Below are 22616 nucleotides of genomic sequence, written 5' to 3' on the forward strand. Positions count from 1 at the left end.
CAATTTCAGCTTATACCTATTCAAATAATTTCAGTAATATTTCAGCAGGATGAGAAGCATTTAACCCGGTTAATCGTTTGACTTGTGCTCGACATGAATAGCCATCGACTAAAGTATTTGATAAACCAGTACTCGCTTCAAAATAACTCTTCCACGATAAAGCAAACAAACTATGGGAATTGGATTGATGGATTGCCTCATGTCCATAGGCTCCAGCCATACCACAACACCCTGTTTTTTCAGCACTTAGAGCCAAGCCAAAAAATTCAAAGACTTTTTGCCACTGCATTAAAGCTTCGCTGCAGTTTGCCTGCTCTGTACAATGACTTAACAACAGATACTGATTTGGTGTTTCATCGTTTTTTATTGGTAACCCCTTGATTTTTTCAGCAGCAAGTATTTCAGAGAGCCATTCTTGAATTAACAGGATTTTACTATTGTAGTTTTCGTGCAAATATTCAGAATATTCATATCGATAGGTTAATACCATGGCAGGATCAAGTCCTACCATGGTCAATCCATGATCTGATATCTTTTGAAGCATTAAAGCATTTTTTCTGGCAATTTTTGTAAATGACCCAAGCATTCCATTGACATGCAGAGTTTTACCATTTTCAAACCAAGGTAATACATAAACATGGAACCCCAGTTTTTTTATTAACTGACATGTTTTAATCACAAGTTCAGCCTCATAAAAACTGGTCACCCAGTCTTGTATATAAATTACAGTTTTCTCTGGAGCAGGCAAATTCTTTAAATCCAGCCATGGAATATCATTTGCTTTTAAGAGTGATTTAAGATTCGGACTACTAAACAAGGGAAGATCAACCAACCCAGCGTATTTATACAAAAAATATTTCACTAATTTATTTGAGAAACAGAAATTAGTTAATTTTGGAAACAGGCTTTGAAAATAACCAATGCGTTCGCTGTAAGCAATAAGGTAATCTTTTATTGAGCGAGAATAACGCGTGTGATAGGTTTGCAAAAACTTTGCTTTAAACGAAGGAACATTGATATTAACCGGGCATTGTGAACGGCATGCTTGACATCCCAGGCATCCTTCTAATGCGGTATAAACGTCATGGGAAAAATCATATTGACCGTGATTCTTTTTGTAAGTATTTATTTGCTTTTTCAAAGGCCATGATAATTCACGCTCTCCTTTCAAGACACTTAATTGTCTTAGCCATTCCCTAACCAAACTGGCTCTTCCTTTCGGAGAATGAATTCTATCCCTGGTTATTTTGTAAGAAGGACACATCACATCCTGAAATTTATAATCAAAACAAGCTCCATTTCCATTACAGTTTAAGGGTAATTGATAAGAGTCTCTGTGCTGGTAATTAATTTGATTATCCACAGACGCTCTGGTCTTTTCCGAACGGACGCTGGCAAGTGAATCATGGCTACTTAAGGGAATAGCAATTTTCCCAGGATTTAATTGATTGTAAGGATCACAGCTGGATTTAATTTTCCTGAGTTCATTGTAGAGTTCCTCTCCAAAAAACATAGGCACAAATTCACTTCGAAATCCTTTACCATGTTCGCCCCACAATACACCACCGTATTTATGGGCAAGTTGCGCTACTTTTTCTATTATTGCGTAATAGATTTCCCTATCTTTCGCATCCATCAGATTAAATTCAGGGCGAACGTGTAAACAGCCTACGTCAATATGACCAAACATCCCGTAACTAATCCCATGAGAATCAAGTAAGGCACGAAATTCCTTGACGTAGTCAGCCAAACGCTCAGGAGGAACCACAGTATCTTCAACCCCTGACATGGGTTTCTTAGCACCCTTTACTTTACCTAAAAGTCCTACACTGCGTTTTCTAAGCTCCCAAAGATTGATAATATCCTCATGATTAGTGATAAAGTGAAAATCAGTACCTTTTAAATTGTTCTTCAATAATTGCGCATGTTGTGATAGTACTTTTTTATCGTTTGCCACAAACTCAATTAAATTGATTGCATCGACTGGGGCGTTGCTTCCAGAGCAAAGAAAGGATTTCAGAGAATGATAAATAATATCTGTCTTGGCCAGGTTTAAAATCGTTCCATCCATTGTTTCAATGGCTTCTGGGTCAAATGCCACCAAATGCTTTGCATGTTCAAGAGCATCGCTAAATGAAGGATACAAAACGACAAACAGACATTTGTATTTGGGTATATTCGTTAATTTTAATTTGATTTTAGTGACATAGGCTAAAGTGCCTTCAGAACCAGCCAGAATGTAATTGGCATTGAATCGCTTTTCATCATCCGAATAAATTTTCGCCAAATTATAGCCAGTGACAAACCGATGCAATTTAGGTAATTGCCTGTCAATCGCCCCTCGATGTTCCTGGGCAGTCTTATCCAATTGCTTATAAAACTGCCCTACCTGCCCCGGTAATTTTTTCATATTATCAAGAAGACTGATATCTATCTCTTTACTGGTATGGACTTCTCCTCCAAGATATACTGCTGTCAACGCAAGTACGTGTTGACTGGTTTTTCCATACAATCTTGAGCCTTTGCCGCTGGCATCTGTATTGACCATACCTCCAATGGTAGCGCGATTACTCGGAGATAAAGAGGGCGCAAAAAATTTGTTATAAGGCTTCAGGTATTCATTTAATTGATCAAGAACTACTCCAGGCTGGACCAAAACCCAGTCTTCATCCGGATTTATCTCCACAATATGATTCATGAAACGAGAACAATCGATGATTATTCCAGCATTTAATGATTGGCCATTAGTCCCGGTGCCGCCCCCCCTGGGTATGAAAGTTAAATCACGAAATTGTTCATTGCTGGCTAATTTAAAAATATGAGATACATCATTTTCAGTTTTAGGAAAAATGATGGCTTCAGGAAGAATTTGATAAATACTATTATCTGTCGATAAAACAATTCGGCTACTTAAAGCTTCATCAATCTCACCATGAAACCCAGGTATTTTTTCAAGTTGCTGCAAGAATAACCTGATTTTTCTGGATGTTGCAGTGGAAGAAGTTAAACGCGGGATCATCATTTTGCCTGGCTTTTCCTCCATTAATCTTCTCATTATAGACTACCAGATAATTAGGACTAAATCATAAAGACGACGATCATCCAATCAGAAAAAATAGTCTTTTTAGTCTAAATTAAAGAAGTACAGATACCTTTTTAAAGGACTAAAACAATATGAATAAAATAATAGACGAATCTCTGACTGAAGAACAAAAATACATGGTTCAAGTATGGGAAAAGCATACCCATTATGAATTTGATACTAAAAATGTTGAAGATACTATGCGAACCATGGAAGACAATCCTTATGTCAATAACATACCGACCATGGCAGGAGGATTTGGAAAACAAGAAGTCAAACAGTTTTACAGCCAATTATTTATACCCCAAAAACCTGATGATACTGAGGTTGAACTGATCTCCAGAACAGTAGGTTCTTATCAAATTGTAGATGAGCTCATTTTTAAATTTACCCATAACATCAGGATGGACTGGATATTAAATGGAGTTGAGCCTACTGGAAAACGAGTAGAAATCCCTCTAGTTGCAATTGTCAGATTTCATAACAGAAAAATCTTGAGTGAACATATTTATTGGGATCAGGCATCCGTTCTTGTACAAATCGGTTTACTCAATTCAGATAAACTACCTGTTCATGGAATAGAAACTACCTATAAGATAAGGGAACTGAAATCACACAGTCTCATTAAGTAAGAAAAAAGCCCTTACTTCTGACTATAATTATTTTAAAGAATATAGGGATCATTATGATAAAAGATTATCTTATAGAAACCATGAATCAGGATGAAGTGAATCTGGCTATCACCTGGGCTGCCCGAGAAGGATGGAATCCAGGAATTCATGATGCGGTATGCTTTTATCAAACTGATCCTCATGGTTTTTTTGCAGGTAAACTGAATGGAAAAACGATAGCCATTGGTTCTGCTGTTATCTATGATGAATTTTTTGCTTTTTGCGGTTTCTATATTGTTGATAAACCGTATAGGAATCAAGATTATGGCTTGGAATTAACTAAAGCCAGATTAGCCTATATTGGAAACAGGAATGCAGGCATTGATGGTGTCATAAACATGCTGGACAAATATGCTCGCATTGGTTATCAATTAGCACATAATAACGCCAGATATTGTCTTAATAAGATAATAAAACCAGTATCATCTGATCCTCATATTGTTCCATTGAATCAAATTGACTTTTCGCAGTTATCACTCTATGACCGCTTACACTTTCCAGCACCTCGTCCGCAATTTTTAAAATGTTGGATAAATCAGCCGGAAAGCTTGGCTCTGGCTTATTTGATTAATAGCCAAATTAAGGGTTATGGTGTTATCAGGACCTGTCAAAAAGGATTTAAAATTGGACCATTATTTGCGGATAATCCCGAAATTGCGCGTTATCTTTTCACTAATTTAGTCCAATATGCTAAGGGACAAGTGGTATACCTGGATATTCCAGAGAATAATCCTTTAGCAATTGAACTGGTCCGTCAATATCAAATGGAAAAGGTGTTCGCTACAGCACGTATGTATTTAAAAGGAGAGCCTCTGCTGAAAAAAGAAAATATTTATGGAATCACCACTTTTGAATTAGGATAACCCCATGACCCGAGATCTCACTGGATATGGGCCAGAACAAATTAATTTAACCTGGCCAAATAAGGCTAAAATCGCGATTAATTTTGTTATTAATTACGAAGAAGGAGCAGAGTTAACTCCACTGAATGGGGACACAAAGGCCGAATTTTATGGGAGTGATTTTCCCTTCAGTCCTAAAGGGAATGCAGAAAGGAATTATAGTATCGAATCTTTTTATGAATACGGAAGTCGAGTTGGAATTTGGCGTTTAATCCGTCTTTTTGATAAACATTCCATCCCGGTGACTTTTTTCATAACAGGTTATGCCTTAATATTAAATCCTGAATTCTCCAGCTATCTTGCAAGTCATAATCATGAGGTTGCTGGGCATGGATGGCGATGGATAGATTATTCGAAAGAAAGTAAGGCAACGGAAAAAAAACACATCTCTCGCTGTATTGATGCCTTGCAGGAACTCACTGGACAAAGACCATTGGGCTGGTACACTGGACGAAGAAGCCCATTTACCCGCGATCTGCTAATTCAAATTGGTGGCTTCGTTTATGATTCAGATAGTTATGCCGATGAACTCCCCTATTTCATTAACAAGCATCTTGTAATTCCTTATTCATTAGACTGTAATGATTTTCGTTTCACAATTTCTCCCGGGTTTGTCACGGCGCAGGATTTCTATCAACGCCTGAAAAACACTTTTGATTATCTTTACCAAGAAAATCGACTGTCTATCATGACTATTGGTCTGCACCCACGATTAAGCGGCAAACCAGATCGTTGTCATGCTCTTAATGAGTTTCTAATCTATATTTTACAGTTTCAAAATATATGGATAACAAAGAGAATAGATATTGCTCTGTATTGGTTAACCAAACACACCTAGATTTAAAAGTACTGATTCTCCGATTTTATTAATTTCTGTACTGTTTCCTCAAAAGAGCTTAAAATCCATATCCCAGGATTTTTATAATTCCCCCTATTATAAATTACAGATCACTGATATGAATCACTTGCTGGATTTATCCATTCTTAAAAAAAACCGCGACTTTACCTTGCTTTATTTGGGTCAATTTATTTCATTCATAGGCACAATGATTACCAGTGTAGCCTTGCCCTATCAAATTTATCATTTGACTGAATCAACAATGATGGTGGGATTACTCAGCTTGGTACAACTGCTGCCTCTTCTGATTACCGCTTTGCTTGGCGGGGTTTTTGCTGATCGATATAATCGACGCGGATTACTAATCATTAGTGAATTATTACTTGCTGTTGGTTGTCTTTTTCTGGCATTCAACTCCAAATTGGCTAATCCAAGTGTGAGCTTAATCTTTATAATAGCATCACTAATGTCTGCAATTACTGGTTTGCATAGACCGGCTTTTGACAGCGTTATACAACAAATCGTGAAACCTGAGGATTACAAGAAAGTAGGCGCGCTTGGTAGTTTCAAGTTCAGTTTTTGTATGATTATTGGACCAGCCGCTGCCGGTCTGATTATTGCGCAATATGGTATTGTAATAACCTATATCATTGATTTATTAACTTTTATCATTTCACTACTCAATCTGAGTCTGATGCACACCATACCCAAGCCTAGAGTCAAAGAACACCCGTCCATTATAGTTTCTTTGAAAGAGGGTATAGGCTTTGCTTTTAACAGACAAGAACTGATGGGTAGTTATTTCGTTGATTTCTTTGCGATGGTTTTTGCTATGCCAAACGCATTGTTGCCTGCTATCTCACAACAATTTGGAGGGGCTAAAACACTAGGTCTGCTTTATGCAGCACCAGCTATAGGGTCGCTGATTATTTCTTTTGTTAGTGGCTGGACCGCAAAAATTACTCATGATGGAAAAGCCATTGCTATTGCTGCCGCTTTATGGGGAGCGGCCATTATCGGATTTGGACTCACCACTTCTTTGTGGCTGTCTCTCTTTTTTCTTGCTCTTGCGGGAGCATTTGATGCCATTAGCGGTATTTTCAGAAGCAGCTTATGGAATCATACTATTCCTCAAGAATTGAGAGGTCGCCTGTCTGGAATTGAAATGATTAGTTATTTAAGTGGCCCAAGATTGGGTGATACCCGAGCAGGCTTTGCTGCAGCAGTTTTGGGGATACCTGCTGCATTAATATCTGGTGGTATTTTATGTATTATAGGAGTAAGTATCTGCTGCTATACTATGCCTAAGTTTTGGAATTATCAGTCAAAGTAATGTATCCCATTCCTAATCCCCAATAATAGAGGCTTTTTTATGTTGTTGCTTGGTAGTCTCATCCAAACTGGCCGCTTCCGTTAATGCGGCTACATTTTCCTTGGTAAAAAATCCATCAAAATTGTGACATCTCTCAACGTATTCCGTGATTAATATGGAATAAACAGAATGCTTGGAGAAAATTTGCTTTAAATCAGGTGAATCCTCGCAAGCGCCAAATACTTTGGCTAAAAATTCAATATTTAATTGATCTCGGAGAGTTTCAACAACAAAATCAATGTTCTTTTTACCAGAAGAGTGATCACCGTCTTTTACTTCATAAGCGATGTGGTGCATTCTTCTACCGTAATTACGCACAAAGGTTTCTGTGGGCATAGGGAGATTTTCAAAGGAATTCACCATAAACGGGGTGTTATTAGCAGTAAACACTTTTGCCGGCGACTTGATGTCATGTCCATGTGGATTTCTATTTACATTCGTAGAAGAGTTCATATCATAGATATTATAGGCACCCCAAAAATAATATTTGGATAAGCATAAAAACTCTAAAATAGCATCCTCACGCTCACCAGCCAGGATTCGAGTAGCCATGTGGTCAATGCCTTTAATCAAATCCTTGATCCCATTATCACGGCTTTCCTGATCTTTTGCATCCAGCATTGCTTCTTGTTCTTTGGTTAAATAAAACCGTTGGCCCAATTCCAGGCAGTCAAAATCATAAATAGTATCATCAGTATACCCTACACAGTTGTAGGTGAAATCCGATAACCTGGTAAAATGAATGTGTTTATTGCAATAGAATTTGTTCTCAGTCATATCCGGATTATGAAAATTAAAATCATGGGAAACTAATAGATTACGCGTCTCATCCTTATCCTTGCATTTATAAATCTCGCCCACATACCGAGCATTGAATTTAGCTCTTGAATTGGGATACATTTTATTTAATCTTGTGATATCGTCTTTAAAATTAGGATCCAGAGGCTCAAGCACCAGAAAAGCGGGTGAATTTTTGGTATTGAGCAAACAATAAATTTTATGCGTGTCGCTAATATAACTTCGAGAATATCGATAAGGTGTCATTGAATACAATTCTTTAATATATGGAATAGCATCCCCAGTTTGCACTTGAACAACGACCCCACACATATCGCCATATAAATCCTCAAGTCCGGATGACAAACGTCTTTCATAAATCTTTGTTTTATATTCATTAAAATAATCTGAATTGACTTTATCCCCTTTGGGATGGTATTCAATTGGATTAATCATCATGCTCTCCCCAAATTGCTTCCCAATACATAATATTTTAAGTATATACCTAGCAATGAATTTTTATTTAAATTAATAATTTCATAACAAAAAGCGGGTATAATGATTAGTTTTGACTCCTTGCCTATTTTCTAATGGAAGCTTTAATTGTATCAGTTGGTGTTATTACTCTTGCAGAAATTGGCGATAAAACACAATTACTCGCATTTCTTCTGGCAGCACAGTTTAAAAAGCCATTGCCAATTATTCTGGGGATATTGGCTGCTACTTTGATAAATCATTCTTTAGCTGGACTGATCGGGATCTGGATTACCACTTTATTAAAACCGAATGTATTGCGTTGGATACTTGGCATATCGTTTATCCTTATGGCCATATGGACTCTGATACCAGATGAAATTGAACAAGATGAGAAAAAAATATCCAAATACCTTGGTGTTTTCGGAGCAACATTTATCACTTTCTTCTTATCAGAAACTGGAGATAAAACGCAAATTGCAACCATTGCTTTGACGGCGCATTATGGCTCTCCAATCCTGGTCATAACAGGCTCAACTCTTGGGATGTTGCTCGCTGATTTACCAGCTGTTTATTTTGGAAATTTATTTTCCCATAAAATTCCTATGAAAGTAATTCATGCTGTAGCCGCATGCGCTTTTTTAATTATTGGACTTATTACTATCTTGTTTTGACAGACAAAGCAGGATTTCTATTTAACATAAGTATTTAACCAGTTGGTGTATCTTTTTAATCTGTCTATGATAAAGCTTGGCTTCTCCAAAGTATGATATTCATTGGGATAAATAACTAACTGTGTTGGCACATCTAACGATTTCAAAGCTTGGTATAATTGTTCTGAGCCAACACAGGGAACATTAAAATCCAACCCACTACACAAAAATAATGTAGGTGTTTTTATATTATTCGCTTTAAGAAAAGGATAACTTAATTTTAAATATAATTCAGGATTGGTCCATGGTTTTCCTAATTCCAACTCGTATTCTGGAGTGTACTGATCGACACCATAACCAGATAAAATATTTGCTGCTCCAGCACCAGATATAGCAGCCTTGAAACGATTATCTGTGGCTATGACATAATTGGTTAATATTCCTCCATAGCTCCACCCTCCTATAGCCAAACGATTTGGATCAACCATACCCTTCCCTGTTACATAATCAACAGAAGCCAAAATATCTTTTACATCCAAATTACCCCAATCCGCAAAGATTGCTTTGGCATAATTAAAACCTCTCCCTGAACTGCCTCTTGGATTAGGAGCAATAACAGCATAATTATTAGCTGCCAGCCACTGCATATCAAAGTTAAATTCATGACTAAATTGATACACTGGCCCCCCATGCAGATAGACAAAACCAGGGAATAAAATACCTGGTTGGTATCCAGCTGGCTTCATGAATAATCCATCCACTCTTGTCCCATCAAAACTGGTAGACTCTATGTCTTCTGCGGATTGAAATTGAACTTCATCCAAAAGCTTTTTATTGTGTTGAGTTAAAGGGATTAATCCAGAATTCAAAATAAATAATTCAGCAGGATGTGTATCATCAGTTGTTAACAATACAATCTTTCCTTTAGCTAGCGAATAATCCATGTCATAGCGCAAGCCACTAGTCAATTGTTTTACCTGTCCGGAATGACTATCGATCTGGTTCAAATAGGTGTTTCTGCTTTCTTCTATTAATGCATAAATAAATTTGCCATCTTGAGACCATTTTGGTTTGTAATACCAATTATCCTTGGGCGCAATGATTTGCTCATTTTTATTATTGATATCAACAACTACCAATTGATTGGGTGAATAATAAATCCATTGATGCTCATTACTGCGAAGATAAGCTATTTTTGAACTATCCGGACTCCATGAAAGATTTGATTCATAATCCGGATTCATATCACTACCCGGGAAACGAGTTAATTGCCACTCCCTGGATCCAGATTTGGGTTCTATCAAGTAAATATCATAATTAAAATGTCTATCAGAATCTTTCCCGCGCTTTGTGACAAAGGCTATATATTTTCCATCCGGTGACCAGGCTGGTAAATATTCATCATGATCTCCATTAGTCAGTTGAGAGATAACCTTGTTCTTAAGTTCAACCAGATATAAATGCTCTCTCCCCTTGCCAAGATAACCACTTCCATCAACCTTAAATTGATATCTATCTACAACTATAGGCTGATCTTCTTCATTAGATGGATCATTTTTCTGGGCTATAAATGCAATTCTTTTAGAATCTGGGGACCATGTAAAATCGCTCACTTCGCCATCAATATGAGTTACTTGATGTTCTTTATCATCCTGGGCAGATGCTATCCAAATTTGTGTCGTACCCTCTTTTCCGCTATCGGATAAATAAGCTAACCATTTACCATTAGGGCTCCATTTTGGTAACGAGCTTGATGAATCCTCTGCAAATGTAATCCGTTGACTGGATTTACTAGCCACTGATACTTTCCATACCTCAGTCGTAGAAATGTTATCTTTAGCATTTAATTGGGATACTGTATAGGCAACCCATTTTCCATCAGGTGACAAGTCTGGCTCGCTGATATCTTGTATACGATAAAGATCATCAAGCTCTGGTAAGCGCTTCGCGGCCCATCCGTCAAGATTGATGATAAGACAAATAATTAGCCCTATACATGCCCCCTTCATGACAATCATCCTTATTATTTTGAAAAACCAGAGATTTATAGTGTCTTAAAAGTATAGAATAAATTTGTTATATATGATTTTTCCCGCAATCCAGCGAATAAATTTTGAGTGGAATAAGTACAGTCTGGTGCTATTAGTTTAGAATCGTAGCTGAAATTTTTCAGAAATAAAAAGATCCCCGTCTGTTCAACGAGGATCATTAAATGGTTTTTAATTAATTTCTGGTATACTTTTTACAGCATGATCCGCCGCTGTTCTTTGAACAAACTCTCTAAAGAAAGTCTGTGCGCTCTTACCTGATCGATTATGCAATGAATTCCAATCTGAATTATGACCATTAGCATATTGTATATCAGTCTCCATTTTTCTATCGCTTTTGATTTTTTCCCTGGCTTGAACTAAAGCCTCTCTTGCATTAGCCAACCCTGGTTTCGCAAGAGGATCAGCTTTTCGAATGATATCATCTAAATTTACAATTTCTTCATCAATCTCCGCCTTTTTCTTGCGTCGCTCGGAAGTAAGTTCTTTATGGATAGATGCATAATGTGGAATCACAGCATCATCGATACGCTCGCCCCTTATCTCTTTTCTTGACCTAACCACTATATATTCTTTATATGCTTCTGGAATACTCTTGAATGCACTGCCTGCATCAATTTCCCATTTAGCTAAAGCAACACCTAATTTAATGAAGGGCTTAGCCAACCATCCAAGTATTGTCCCTCCAATGCTGTCTTTATGACCTATTGCTTGACCAATTTCATCACGCTCTAGACGCATATGACCTACCAGGAAATTAGTAATGGTGGAGAAAGAACGGCTATTAAATAGATTAATAGGTTGTCCTAGTTGGTGGAAATGTTGTGCTACTAAGGAAGCTACACCTGCACCAAGAGAATGACCTTTCAAGGTAATATTTTGTGGTGAAACACCTTGATCTAATAATCTTTGTACTTGAGCAATACCATCTGCAACTAAATCCTCACTTGATTTAGCTTTGCCTGTACTTTGACCAACACCACGAAGGTTGAAACCAACAACATTGGCTTTAAGTGCCTTCGCATCTTCTTTTATATCATCAATGATATGTTCATAACACATACCATTGCCTACCAAATTGATAATGTACTTTTGGTATTTAGGATCAATACTTTCTTGTGACCTATGTCTTACTTCGAATGTATCTAAACGTGCTCCATCGTGAGTAATGACCTCATGTTTCTCACAAATCAGACCGTCTTCATTATAATTACTTACAGTATCATCACTAACAGCTAAATCATCAAAATTTTCATTTTGTGCCGGTAGAACTAAACTACTAACCCATTCACCAAGCAGTTTATTTGCACCGATTTTTATTAAATCCCACAGTAAAACAGGGGGAAAAACAGTTCGAATTGCAATAAATTTAAACCATTCCCAACCACTATATCTAGGTTTTGGTGCATTATAAATTTTAGCCATGAGTTCAATCCTATTAATATTTTCTGCGCATATTATATACAATAAATATTAATGGAATCTTATATTTGATATTGTAAATTTAAAAAATTGTCTTAATTTGAGAAGTAAAAAGTGTACGCTCTATATTCTATCATTATGCTAATTAGGCTCATGAATTTGACCCAATCGAAGACGCTGCGATGCTATCGCCAACACAACATTTTTCTTCTGTATTGGCCTTCATTCAACTAAGAAATAATATAAAGATTGATAGTTTGGCTCTATGATTGAATAATGTTGTTTTCTGTCTAAAAGAATTTTAAGTTGTTTCGGGACAGGAATTTCTTTTTTCAAGAGAGGTTCTAATACCTCCGCAAATTTGGCTGGGTGTGCTGGTGCCACAATAACACAAGGTTTGTCCTGATTAATTGAGCTTAGTCGATGATAAGCTGTTGCGGTATGAGGGCAAATTATATAATGATATTCATTGTAACAATGCATGATAGCTTGCTTAATTTGCTCATCACTAACAGACTCCGCATTCATCTGCTTTTTACATTCAGAATAACTATTAAATAAAATGAATAAACGCTCCAAATTACTTGGGTCACCTACATCCATCGCTGTTGCCAAAGTTTTAATAACCGATTTGGATTGAAAAACTCCAGTTAATAAAAATTCACTCAGTGCACTATTGATATTGTTAGCTATTAAAATTTGATCTATCGGAAAACCCAGCATTTTTGCCCAATGGCACGCTGTAACATTACCCAGGTTTCCACTTGGAACTATAAAATTGACAGAATAATTATGTCTTAATGCCAATTGAATGCTGGTAAAAGCATAGAAAATAACTTGTGGCAATAATCTGGCTATATTCATGCTATTGGCTGTGGTCAATATTCCTTTGTATTCGCTTTTGGCAAATGCCAGCTTAGCCAGCTGTTGACATTGATCAAAGCTGCCATTAACGGCCAATGCGCGAATATTCTCCCCCCAGCAAGTAATCTGCATTTGTTGCCTGAAACTGATTTTATCTTTGGGAAATAAAATTATTCCCTTCAGCTCCTTTTTTCCACGCAAAGCATAAGCTATTGCAGCGCCAGTATCACCTGATGTTGTGGCCAGAACTTTGGCATTCTTATCTTGTATTAGGCGCAATAAACATTCACTGAAAAATTGAGCTCCTAAATCTTTACATGACAGGGTTGGACCATGAAATAACTCCAATACATAATTTTTCTTAAATAGATGATGTAACGGAAAGGAGAATGTAAGGAATTTTTGAAAAAAAGCATTATTTACATCAATTTTACTATCAGAAAAAAAAGGTGAGAGTAAATTAACAGAAAAGTCGATTAAATTGCCGTATTCATAAAATTTTTTTATTGTTAAATCCGGAAACCTGTCAGGCACAAACAACCCTCCATCTGCTGCAATGCCTGATAATATCGCTTCATCTATTGTAGAAACGCATTGTCCTCTGGTACTCCTCATTTTAATTTTCATCTGCTGTCTTTGCACCCTCTGATGAAATATTGGTGAAAGCCATGTTTGAGTTAATCTAATTTAAAGCATAATTGAAGTTTAGCTTGTTTTTTAGAAATTTATTAAGATTAGCGTAGGGTTGCATCAGGAAAAACGCCAATTCAAACCCAATTTGAATTGTTCCAAAATTGGATGTTTAGCGATTCTGGTCGTTTGATACCTATGATTGTTAGAATCCTTGCCCTGTGTATTAAAGATAAAATCTTGCAAACGATTCCAATCCCACTCTACACGGCAACGCCAATTTTTGGTTAACTCCAACTCCAAGCCTGTACCTAATTGGACTCCATTCTTTTTTTGGGTATTTGAAAATCGTCCACTAAATGAGCCTACAGGGCCACTCTGAGTGATACTTCCGCCTAGATTAATATCACTGATAATCCAGCCTACCCGTCCATATACGACTCCCACAGAAGGCAAATAATAACCAGGGTGTATAGCCAGACCGGTCTGCCATTTTTGTTTGAATGAACCCTTTAATATTCTTGAATAAAGTTCATTAGCATCAAAAAAGTAGATTTTTCCTTCGTTGGAACTACGATTAAAAAAGCCCTCTAAACCAAGATAATAATGTGTCAGGAAAAACTTTTCATAGCCTAAATAAATTTCTCCCCCAACTCCCGTTCCATTCCAGTCAAAATGGTCAAAGTCAGTAAAATTGAGCTCTTGACTGGTTTCATTCCTTTTAAAATTGTAATAGGCTGTGTCTCTAATCACTGAAAAACCTAAATACGTATTGGGTCTTAGAAAAAGGTTTAGCGGTGTTTTTTCAGCTGCTAAAACAAATAAAGGAGTAAAACTGAAAAGTAAAAACAACAATATGGATTGAACAGGAAAACATAAATACACGAATAAATCCTTTTACTAAAGTGAAAATATATCCATTACCTTCTATGACATGTCTCTATTTTGCATCAGCGATAAAAATACTAATTGTACTTATCCTATGGACAAAACTCTATATTTTTGTGAAAAAACCTGGCCAATGCATGATGCCAGTTAGTTCCTTAAAGTTTGAAATAATTAAAATTATTTAACATACCTCTACGTATTAGTAATTACCTGTTAGCCTTGAAATTATTTTTTTCGTGCTGCGGTTATTTTAAAACGAACGATTACTTCATCTTGTATTTCATCAGTACTCGCCCATTCACCTTGACCTACCCCAAACGTACTGCGTTTGATTGTTGAACTTCCTTCAACTAAAACTTGATCACTGGAAACTTGCTCCACAACAAATTTTAGAGTCACTGGGGCTGATTTATCTCGAACAGTTAGAATCCCTTCTGCCTCATAAGTTTTATCATCCAATTGATTAAATTTCGTTGCTTTAAATTCTGCGTTAGGAAATGATTTGACATTAAACCAGTCAGGGGAGGCTAACGTTGTCACGATGTCCTCAAAAGGCGCTGCAATCGAATTCATATCAATAGTAATATGAATTGATCCTGCTTTGTAGTTAGATGGGTCTGCGAAAATTTGACCAGTAAATGTCTTAAATCGTCCTGTAACCGGAGCACCATTTTGAGTGCCAGTAAAAGTAATCTCACTTTGTGCTGGTATAATTTCCCATTGCGGTAGATTATTGGCGTGAATAAATGTGCACATAAAAAATATCAATACCCAAAAGGGGAATTTAAAATAGATATTCACTATAACATTCTCCGTAATATATCATCCTTGTTAATAAAATGATGTTTTAATGCCGCTGCAGTATGCAGGATTATGGCTGCAATTAAAGCATATCCCAACCATTCATGAATCCATTGAAATAAAATTCTGTTACTTTCATCTGGAGACACAAGGTTAGGCAATACAAATAATCCAAAAAAAGAAGCGGGTAATCCGGCGGCTGAGGTGATTAGCCATCCACTGATGGGCATAGCAAACATGAAAAAATAAAATGCCCAATGCATACTGCGAGCTGCAATTTTCTCTAACAGGGGAATAGCCAATTCCGGTAATTGATTAGTCAAACGCCAAATCAATCTAAAAAAAGCTAAGAACAACACGAGAAATCCATACTCCTTATGCCAGCCATATAATTTTAATTTCTCAAGACTAATAGGGATTCTCACCATATACAAACCAACCCCCAATAGTCCAATAATTAAAACAGCCATAATCCAATGGAAAAAAATCGTAACCAGGCCAAATTTGGTTGAAGTATTCCTTATCTGCATAAATTATCCATATTTTTTATCGAGATAAGCTTCTGCTTCTATTTCTATTTCGACATCATCCCCTACTTCTGGTATTAAAGCTTTTATTCCATAATCAGAGCGTTTTAATGAAGTGGTAGCGCTAAACCCAACTGTTTCTCTGTCATTTAATAAATTAATTCCTGCTTTATTGAATACTACGTCCAATATGACAGGCTTTGTAACGCCATGTAAAGTAAGCATTCCATATACTTTTGCTTTATTTTTGCCTGTTATCTCCACCTTATCACTAACAAAGGTTGCTGTAGGAAACTGTTTGGTATCAAAGAACAATTTACCTTTCAAATGCTTATCGAGCTCAGGTATACCTGTAACGATGTCATCGATCTTGATAGTCACATTCACTTTGCTCTGCTGCGGCTTATCCTTATCAAGGACAAGCTGGCCATTGGCATACCATTTTCCAGCTTGAGTTGAAAAGCCCAAATGCTTTACCTTCCATAACACATAAGTATGTTGATTATCTAAAGTCAAGGTTTGTGGTTCTGCATAAATATCAGTAGAAAATACAAAAACAGCCAATATTGCAAAAATAAAATGTCTGTAATTCCTTTTCATTTTCAATTCCTAAAATAGATTAAATTATGATTTAGCTTTATCCAATGAACCGCCAACAATTTTGTCACAAATCCCTTTAGGCAATAAAATAAAAGCATCCTTTTGGTTATCTTTAGTAGAAGAGCCGGCGCAATCAGAGGTCGCCGTTGAACAATCATTCATGCCCTTTTTAACTATGCCATAGCATTTCTCAGTACTCGAATCCTCAGCCATCGCAGTATTCGATGCAATAAGAATTAAAAAGGCACTAACAGTGGATTGTATCAATTTCTCCTTCAATGACATAGATAATCTCCTTATTATAGTCAATTGAAACTTAATGTCAGAATAACAACAATAAAAACATAGTAAACTTATTTAATGAATAAATGAATGCAAATAATCATATGCTTTTTTAGCATACTCCAAAGGATGAGCTTTTGTCGGATCCTGCTCTGCCTCCACTATCATCCACCCTTTAAAATGATGTTTTTGAAGTCCTGCCCATATAGGAATAAAATCAATTGCCCCATCACCAGGCACAGTAAATACCCCAGCTCTTACAGCGTCCATGAAACTGAGTTTTTCCCTTTCAACTCGTCTCAAAACCTCGGTGCGAATGTCTTTCAGATGAACATACAAAATACGATCACCGTACTTATCTATCAAATTAACCGGATCTATTCCTGAAAAAGCAGCATGGCCAGTATCCAATAATAGAGAAACCAATTTTGGACTGGTATTGGTCATTAAAAAATCAATGTCTTTCTCCCAAAATACCCCAGTCCCTGCATGGTAATGATAAACAATCGTCATATTGAAGTCGTAAGCAATTCGACCTAATGTATGCAGTCCTTGAATCAATAAACTCCATTGCTCTTCATTAAATTGCGGGATATGAGTGCTTAATATCGGTAAATCAGTGCCTTGAATAGCGTGCCCACATTCACAAACATTAACAAATGATGCGCCCAATGCGCGCATAAAACTTAAATGTTCAAGAAATCTTGATATGGTTTTTTCATAGGCATTAGGCTCAGTAAAATAAGTGCTAAACCATGAACTCGATAATTGTAAATCTCGTTGCTCCAAAGCAGCTTTTAAAGTTCTTGCATCGCGCGGGTATTTATTTCCCAGCTCAGTGCCAGAATAGCCTGCCAAAGCCATTTCACTAATGCATTGCTCAAAACTAATGTTTTTACCTAAATTCGGGTCGTCATCATTGCACCAATTAATTGGTGCGATACCAAGTTGAATACTCATCATCAATCCCTTTTTTTAATATTGTCTAACTGTTTCAATTTGCTCTTGCATCATTTGATAAGCTTTACTCACTGACTCTGATTGAGATACCTCAGCAACTCCCACCCGCCACCAGGTCTTATATCCTTGACTCATAGACTTGGGTAATATGGGCAGAACAATAACAGTACTTTTTTCCTGTTTTTTTGCCGAGTCTAAAGCTGACCGGAATTGCTCATAGGATTTGGCAAAATAAGTAGTGGCTCCCAATCCTTCTGCGTATTTGCAAAAATCGATGGGTAGATAATCGCCATTTAAAGTATTAGTAGTTGGCTCTCTGTAACGAAATTCATTACCAAAGCCCATACTACCATTACCCTCCTGTAAATTTCTAATGCACTGAAACCCATGATTATCAAAAATGAGAATTGTAATTTTTTTGCATTCCTGAATAGCAGTTAAAAGCTCCGAATGCATCATGACAAAACTGCCATCGCCAACTAAAACGTAGACTTCTCCTTCTTGGTTTTCTTTTGCAATACGTACCCCAAGCCCAGCTGCAACCTCATATCCCATGCAGGAATAAGCGTACTCCAAATGATAATCTTTTGCCTTTTTGGATTGCCAAAGTCGATGCAAATCACCTGGCAAACTCCCCGCGGCACTGATTATCACATCTTCTTCAGTCACATACTGATTGAGTAGCCCCAAAATAGTAGTTTGATGTAATCCCGCCTGCTCTGCAGAATAAGACTGAGTTAATTTATCCAACTCTTGAGACCATTCGTTTTGATAATGTCGTATTAATTGTTGGTAAGAGAGAGAGGTTTGATAACCTTCAAGGCCTTCCCCCAATTGCTGCAAACCAGTTTTTGCATCTCCTTTTAGCATAATTGCATTCATTTTCATGGCATCAAGACGCGATACATTAAGATGAATGATTTGGCATTCCTGATTTTTAAAAGCCCATTTGGAGGCTGTCGTAAAATCCTGTAATCGAGATCCGATAACCAAAATAACGTCAGCCTGAGCTACCAGAGAATTTGCCGCTTCAGATCCAGTAACTCCTACACCACCAACATTCATGGGGTGTTTCGCTGCCAGGCTACTTTTGCCTGCTTGAGTTTCAGCTACAGGAATACAATGTTTTAATGCAAACTCTGATAAAGTCTCCGAAGCCAGGGAATAATGCACACCACCGCCTGCAATAATTAATGGTTGCTTAGCCTTTCTAAGAAGCTGAATAGCCTCTGCCAACATGGCATCGCTAATCCTTTCTCTCTCAATACGCCATAAGCGTTTTTTAAAAAAGGAATCCTCATATTCATAAGCTTCAGACTGTACATCTTGGGGTAAACACAATGTTACGGCGCCTGTTTCAACTGGATCAGTTAATACTCTCATTGCCTGCATACACGCCGTCATTAACTGTTCAGGCCTGGTTATTCTGTCCCAATACTTACTGACTGGTTTAAAGCAATCATTAACGGATATGGTGTAATCATATGGAACCTCCAGTTGTTGGAGAACCGGATCGGGTTGCCTGCAACTGAATACATCGCCTGGCAACAATAACAATGGAATTCTGTTGGTTGTCGCTGTCGCCGCTGCAGTAATCATATTAGTAGCGCCAGGACCAATTGATGAAGTACAAGCCATGATCCCTAACCGGTTTTTTTGTTTGGCATAGGCCGTTGCTGCGTGGGCCATTCCTTGCTCATTATGTCCCTGATAATAAATTAAACCCTGAGCATCGTATTCCAATGCTTCACCCAATCCGGTTACATTACCATGGCCAAATATTCCAAACACACCATTGATGAAACGGTATTCTTTATTGTCCAGTGTGACATATTGATTGGCTAAAAATCTTAATAAGGCCTGAGCCGTAGTTAATTTAATTTTCATTTATTGAACTCTCCAAATCATGCTGCAGATAAGGATTACTGCTGTTTTAGTTGCCATGCTCTTAAATTAGCTTTGTTTGTCCTTGCCCATTCATGGTCTTTTGTGAAGGTAGGTATCGTATAGGCGTTATTATTTAAATGCCGGATAAACCACAGTGTATAAAGCGCGTAACCCGGAGCTGTGCAATGAGCATGTTCCTGACCATTGGCAATTTGGTAAGTATCATAGTGCTCAATTCGCATGACCTCTTTACCATTTTCGCCAAAAGCAAAGCCTTGGGGCTCTGAAAATCTATAATGGTAAATTTCAGGTTGGTCGTGGTAATGTGAGGGATAACTTGACCATCGCCCTTGAAACGTAATAATTTCTCCAACCACCAAATTAGACTCAGGTCTGTTTCGTTTATCAAATACCGTTCTGACAAGCCGATACGAAGTATTTTCAAGAATTCCTTCTCCCCTATTATCTAATTCAAGCATATTGTCTGCATCAAATAAAACTGGAGAAAATAATTCTTCATTTTCTGTTTCCATTAATAAAATTTCACAGTCAGTCAGAGCGATTACTGAACTGACCTCATCTTTTGAGCAATGCAAGACATAGGGTGATTGTGAAAAATAATCTGTACGCTCAACCTCCTGGTTATAAGAGCCGTATTTGAAAACAACCTTTCCTGTCATTAAGAGGGCGGCAAATTCATAACTCGAGTTAAATTGATGGCTTTGCCCCTTGTTTAATTTAAGAGAACTAAAACTCATTTCTGTAGGCGAGTCTTGCATCTTTACAATTGAATTTAAACCATCGGCAAATCCACATGGATTTTTAATAAGCAACTGTGTCTGTTGATTTTTACTTAACTTCTCATGCAGCTGTGTTATCCTGGAGCTACTCCATATTTCAGGATCATGATCATATTCTTGAATAAAATAGTCCAATTCTTCTTTGTATGGAATCGCAGGAGCGCAACCATGACGAGTCACCACCAAGGCACCACAAGCATTAGCATAGGTTACTGCTTGCTCCCATGACTTTCCTTGCAGCAAACCCGCTAAAAGCCCAGACATAAAACCATCACCGGCTCCCAAAACATTTAATACTTCAACAGGAAAAGATTTTGCTTGTAATAGACCTTTGTCTGCTCCAAAATGGACACAGGCGCCCTTCTCTCCTAATTTAACAACTATTGGTGCATCGGTTCGTTGCCTGATATTGATTAATGAGGCTTTAATATCATTCGAACCGCCTGCAATACATATTTCCTCTTCAGTCCCGACAATCAAATCGCATAAAGGCAAAACTTGTTGATACACATGACTCACATATTCATTCTGACAATAACGGCTTTCCCCATTACCAACCGCTGTTAATCGCCAAAGAACCGGTCTATAATCGAGATCAAAAACTATTGCCGTTTCTGCTTTTCTGGCTAAATGAACTACTTCCAGCGTGGTATTTTTCATTAACTCAGTGGATAAACCAGTACCTGTTATCAATAAAGCCTTTGCATTTTTTAAAGCAGAAAAGCTAATTTGTTCTGCTTTAATTTGCATATCTGCGCAATCGTTTCGATAAAAAAGCAGAGGAAAATTGGATGGAGGCTTAATACCCAAAAGTACAAGGCCAGTTAAATGGTTATCTGTTTCAGACAATAACTCAATATTAACCCCCTCACGTTCCAATTCTTCTTTAAGAAACTTACCCAGCTCATCTGAGCCAACACAGGAAAACATCTGGCTTTTTAAGCCTAATCGGGCAGCTCCAACAGCAATATTCCCTGCACACCCTCCCAAATATTTTTTAAAGCTTGCAACATCCTTCAAATCCAATCCTATTTGCTCTGCGTAGAGATCAACCGCTACACGTCCCATACAAATCAAATCGACTGCTCTGTTCTCATCAAAATAAAATCCGGGAAATTGTTTCATGGCAACCTCAATTCAATACCACAGGGAGACGAGCTTCTAAAGATTGTTTCGCGGCTTTTGCAATGCGCAAGGCTTGCAATCCATCCAATCCTGAAACGGGACTTGTCTGATTATCATTCCAGGCACTATAAAACGCATTCAGTTCTGCCAGATAGGCTTGATGATAGCGCTCAAGGAAAAAATATTGAGGTTTAGCGCTATCCGTTGCATTAGCCGAGTATAGAGATACCGTATGTTCTAACTGATTTTCAGCCAATAACATACCGCCTGAACCGAATACTTCTACCCTTTGATCATACCCATAGATTGCCTGACGGCTATTATCTATAACACCAAATGCTCCATTAGCGAACCGTAGTTGGATTATTGCTGTATCTACGTCATCGAACTGCTCAAAATCAGGATTAATTAGAACAGCTCCTGTTGCATAAACCTCTACAACCTCGGATTGCATTAAAAAACGAGCCATATCAAAATCATGAATAGACATGTCCATGAATATCCCACCCGATGTCGCGCAATACTCTTTGGATGGACAAGCCGGATCACGAGAAGTAATTCGAAGAATATGGGGAGTACCAATTTCACCAAACTGTACTCTTTTCTGAATGTTGGCAAAACTTGGGTCAAATCGACGATTGAACCCAAGTTGTAATAAAGTATTATTATTTTTGATTATGTGTAGTGTTTTTTCTATCTCTTCTTCATTCAAACCAATCGGTTTTTCACAAAAAATTGCTTTACCATGAAGACTCGCCATGATAATTTGCTCGAGGTGCAGATAAGACGGTGAGGCGATCAAAACGGCATCTAAATCAGGGTGGCAAAGCACATCCTCTGAATGAGTAGATGCGATTGCAATCCCTAACTTCTGTGCCCAAGTCCTATCGATCTGAGGATCGGCTATAGCCACTAATTCAAATTGTGGCAAATGAAACAGAATATTTTCCGCATGCAGTCTACCAATTCTTCCAGCTCCTACTATCCCAATTCGACATGTTTTCTTTTTCATA

General features: G+C 37.4%; 19 protein-coding genes. 5 read left to right on the plus strand and 14 right to left on the minus strand.

Annotation, left to right across the window (positions count from 1 at the left end; genetic code table 11):
• Window positions 1–16 precede the first annotated feature (16 nt).
• Window positions 17–3055, minus strand: coding sequence for an FAD-binding and (Fe-S)-binding domain-containing protein (locus OQJ02_RS07690; protein WP_265718626.1), 3039 nt, complete (start codon window positions 3053–3055; stop codon window positions 17–19).
• 119 nt (window positions 3056–3174) lie between these two features.
• On the opposite strand from OQJ02_RS07690, the gene OQJ02_RS07695 reads away from it, so the two are divergent.
• From OQJ02_RS07695 to OQJ02_RS07710, 4 genes are all read left to right on the plus strand, one after another.
• Window positions 3175–3714: a hypothetical protein gene (locus OQJ02_RS07695; protein ID WP_265718627.1), complete on the plus strand. Its 540-nt coding sequence runs from the start codon at window positions 3175–3177 to the stop codon at window positions 3712–3714.
• A gap of 53 nt (window positions 3715–3767) precedes the next feature.
• On the plus strand, window positions 3768–4616 hold the full coding sequence (locus tag OQJ02_RS07700; protein ID WP_265718628.1) for a GNAT family N-acetyltransferase: 849 nt from the start codon (window positions 3768–3770) through the stop codon (window positions 4614–4616).
• Between the two features lie 4 nt (window positions 4617–4620).
• A complete protein-coding gene (locus OQJ02_RS07705) occupies window positions 4621–5493 on the plus strand; it encodes a polysaccharide deacetylase family protein (RefSeq protein ID WP_265718629.1) in 873 nt (290 codons plus the stop codon).
• 118 nt (window positions 5494–5611) lie between these two features.
• Complete coding sequence (locus tag OQJ02_RS07710; RefSeq protein WP_265718630.1) at window positions 5612–6826, plus strand: MFS transporter; 1215 nt, start codon at window positions 5612–5614, stop codon at window positions 6824–6826.
• Window positions 6827–6838: 12 nt separating this feature from the next.
• Here OQJ02_RS07710 and OQJ02_RS07715 read toward each other — a convergent pair whose 3' ends face one another.
• Window positions 6839–8098: a lpg1639 family Dot/Icm T4SS effector gene (locus OQJ02_RS07715; RefSeq protein WP_322783405.1), complete on the minus strand. Its 1260-nt coding sequence runs from the start codon at window positions 8096–8098 to the stop codon at window positions 6839–6841.
• 134 nt (window positions 8099–8232) lie between these two features.
• Here OQJ02_RS07715 and OQJ02_RS07720 point away from each other — a divergent pair, with 134 nt between their 5' ends.
• Window positions 8233–8790 (plus strand): TMEM165/GDT1 family protein, encoded by a 558-nt coding sequence (locus OQJ02_RS07720; RefSeq protein WP_265718631.1) that lies wholly within the window; start codon window positions 8233–8235, stop codon window positions 8788–8790.
• Window positions 8791–8807: 17 nt separating this feature from the next.
• On the opposite strand, the gene OQJ02_RS07725 is transcribed toward OQJ02_RS07720, so the two are convergent.
• The 12 genes from OQJ02_RS07725 to iolG form a co-directional block, all read right to left on the minus strand.
• Window positions 8808–10778 carry a S9 family peptidase gene (locus tag OQJ02_RS07725; protein ID WP_265718632.1) on the minus strand — a complete coding sequence of 657 codons (1971 nt, stop codon included), beginning with the start codon at window positions 10776–10778 and terminating at the stop codon, window positions 8808–8810.
• 210 nt (window positions 10779–10988) lie between these two features.
• Window positions 10989–12242: a Dot/Icm T4SS effector SidB gene (gene sidB / locus OQJ02_RS07730; protein ID WP_265718633.1), complete on the minus strand. Its 1254-nt coding sequence runs from the start codon at window positions 12240–12242 to the stop codon at window positions 10989–10991.
• Window positions 12243–12461: 219 nt separating this feature from the next.
• The gene (thrC, locus tag OQJ02_RS07735; protein ID WP_265718634.1) at window positions 12462–13730 is read right to left on the minus strand and encodes a threonine synthase; all 1269 of its coding nucleotides are present in this window, start codon (window positions 13728–13730) and stop codon (window positions 12462–12464) included.
• 123 nt (window positions 13731–13853) lie between these two features.
• On the minus strand, window positions 13854–14618 hold the full coding sequence (locus OQJ02_RS07740) for an outer membrane protein (protein WP_265718635.1): 765 nt from the start codon (window positions 14616–14618) through the stop codon (window positions 13854–13856).
• A 228-nt stretch (window positions 14619–14846) separates the two neighbouring features.
• Window positions 14847–15377: a YceI family protein gene (locus OQJ02_RS07745; RefSeq protein WP_265718636.1), complete on the minus strand. Its 531-nt coding sequence runs from the start codon at window positions 15375–15377 to the stop codon at window positions 14847–14849.
• Window positions 15378–15421: 44 nt separating this feature from the next.
• Complete coding sequence (locus OQJ02_RS07750) at window positions 15422–15952, minus strand: cytochrome b (protein WP_028379050.1); 531 nt, start codon at window positions 15950–15952, stop codon at window positions 15422–15424.
• Window positions 15953–15955: 3 nt separating this feature from the next.
• Window positions 15956–16549: a YceI family protein gene (locus OQJ02_RS07755; protein ID WP_265718637.1), complete on the minus strand. Its 594-nt coding sequence runs from the start codon at window positions 16547–16549 to the stop codon at window positions 15956–15958.
• A gap of 24 nt (window positions 16550–16573) precedes the next feature.
• Complete coding sequence (locus tag OQJ02_RS07760; protein ID WP_265718638.1) at window positions 16574–16834, minus strand: DUF2282 domain-containing protein; 261 nt, start codon at window positions 16832–16834, stop codon at window positions 16574–16576.
• 72 nt (window positions 16835–16906) lie between these two features.
• Window positions 16907–17791, minus strand: a complete 885-nt coding sequence (gene iolE / locus OQJ02_RS07765; protein WP_265718639.1) for a myo-inosose-2 dehydratase — start codon at window positions 17789–17791, stop codon at window positions 16907–16909.
• Between the two features lie 15 nt (window positions 17792–17806).
• A complete protein-coding gene (gene iolD, locus OQJ02_RS07770; protein WP_265718640.1) occupies window positions 17807–19678 on the minus strand; it encodes a 3D-(3,5/4)-trihydroxycyclohexane-1,2-dione acylhydrolase (decyclizing) in 1872 nt (623 codons plus the stop codon).
• A 35-nt stretch (window positions 19679–19713) separates the two neighbouring features.
• The gene (gene iolC, locus OQJ02_RS07775; protein WP_265718641.1) at window positions 19714–21603 is read right to left on the minus strand and encodes a 5-dehydro-2-deoxygluconokinase; all 1890 of its coding nucleotides are present in this window, start codon (window positions 21601–21603) and stop codon (window positions 19714–19716) included.
• A 7-nt stretch (window positions 21604–21610) separates the two neighbouring features.
• Window positions 21611–22615, minus strand: a complete 1005-nt coding sequence (gene iolG, locus OQJ02_RS07780; RefSeq protein ID WP_265718642.1) for an inositol 2-dehydrogenase — start codon at window positions 22613–22615, stop codon at window positions 21611–21613.
• Window position 22616: the final 1 nt, after the last annotated feature.

Source organism: Legionella sp. PATHC032, from assembly GCF_026191185.1.
Lineage (GTDB): Bacteria > Pseudomonadota > Gammaproteobacteria > Legionellales > Legionellaceae > Legionella.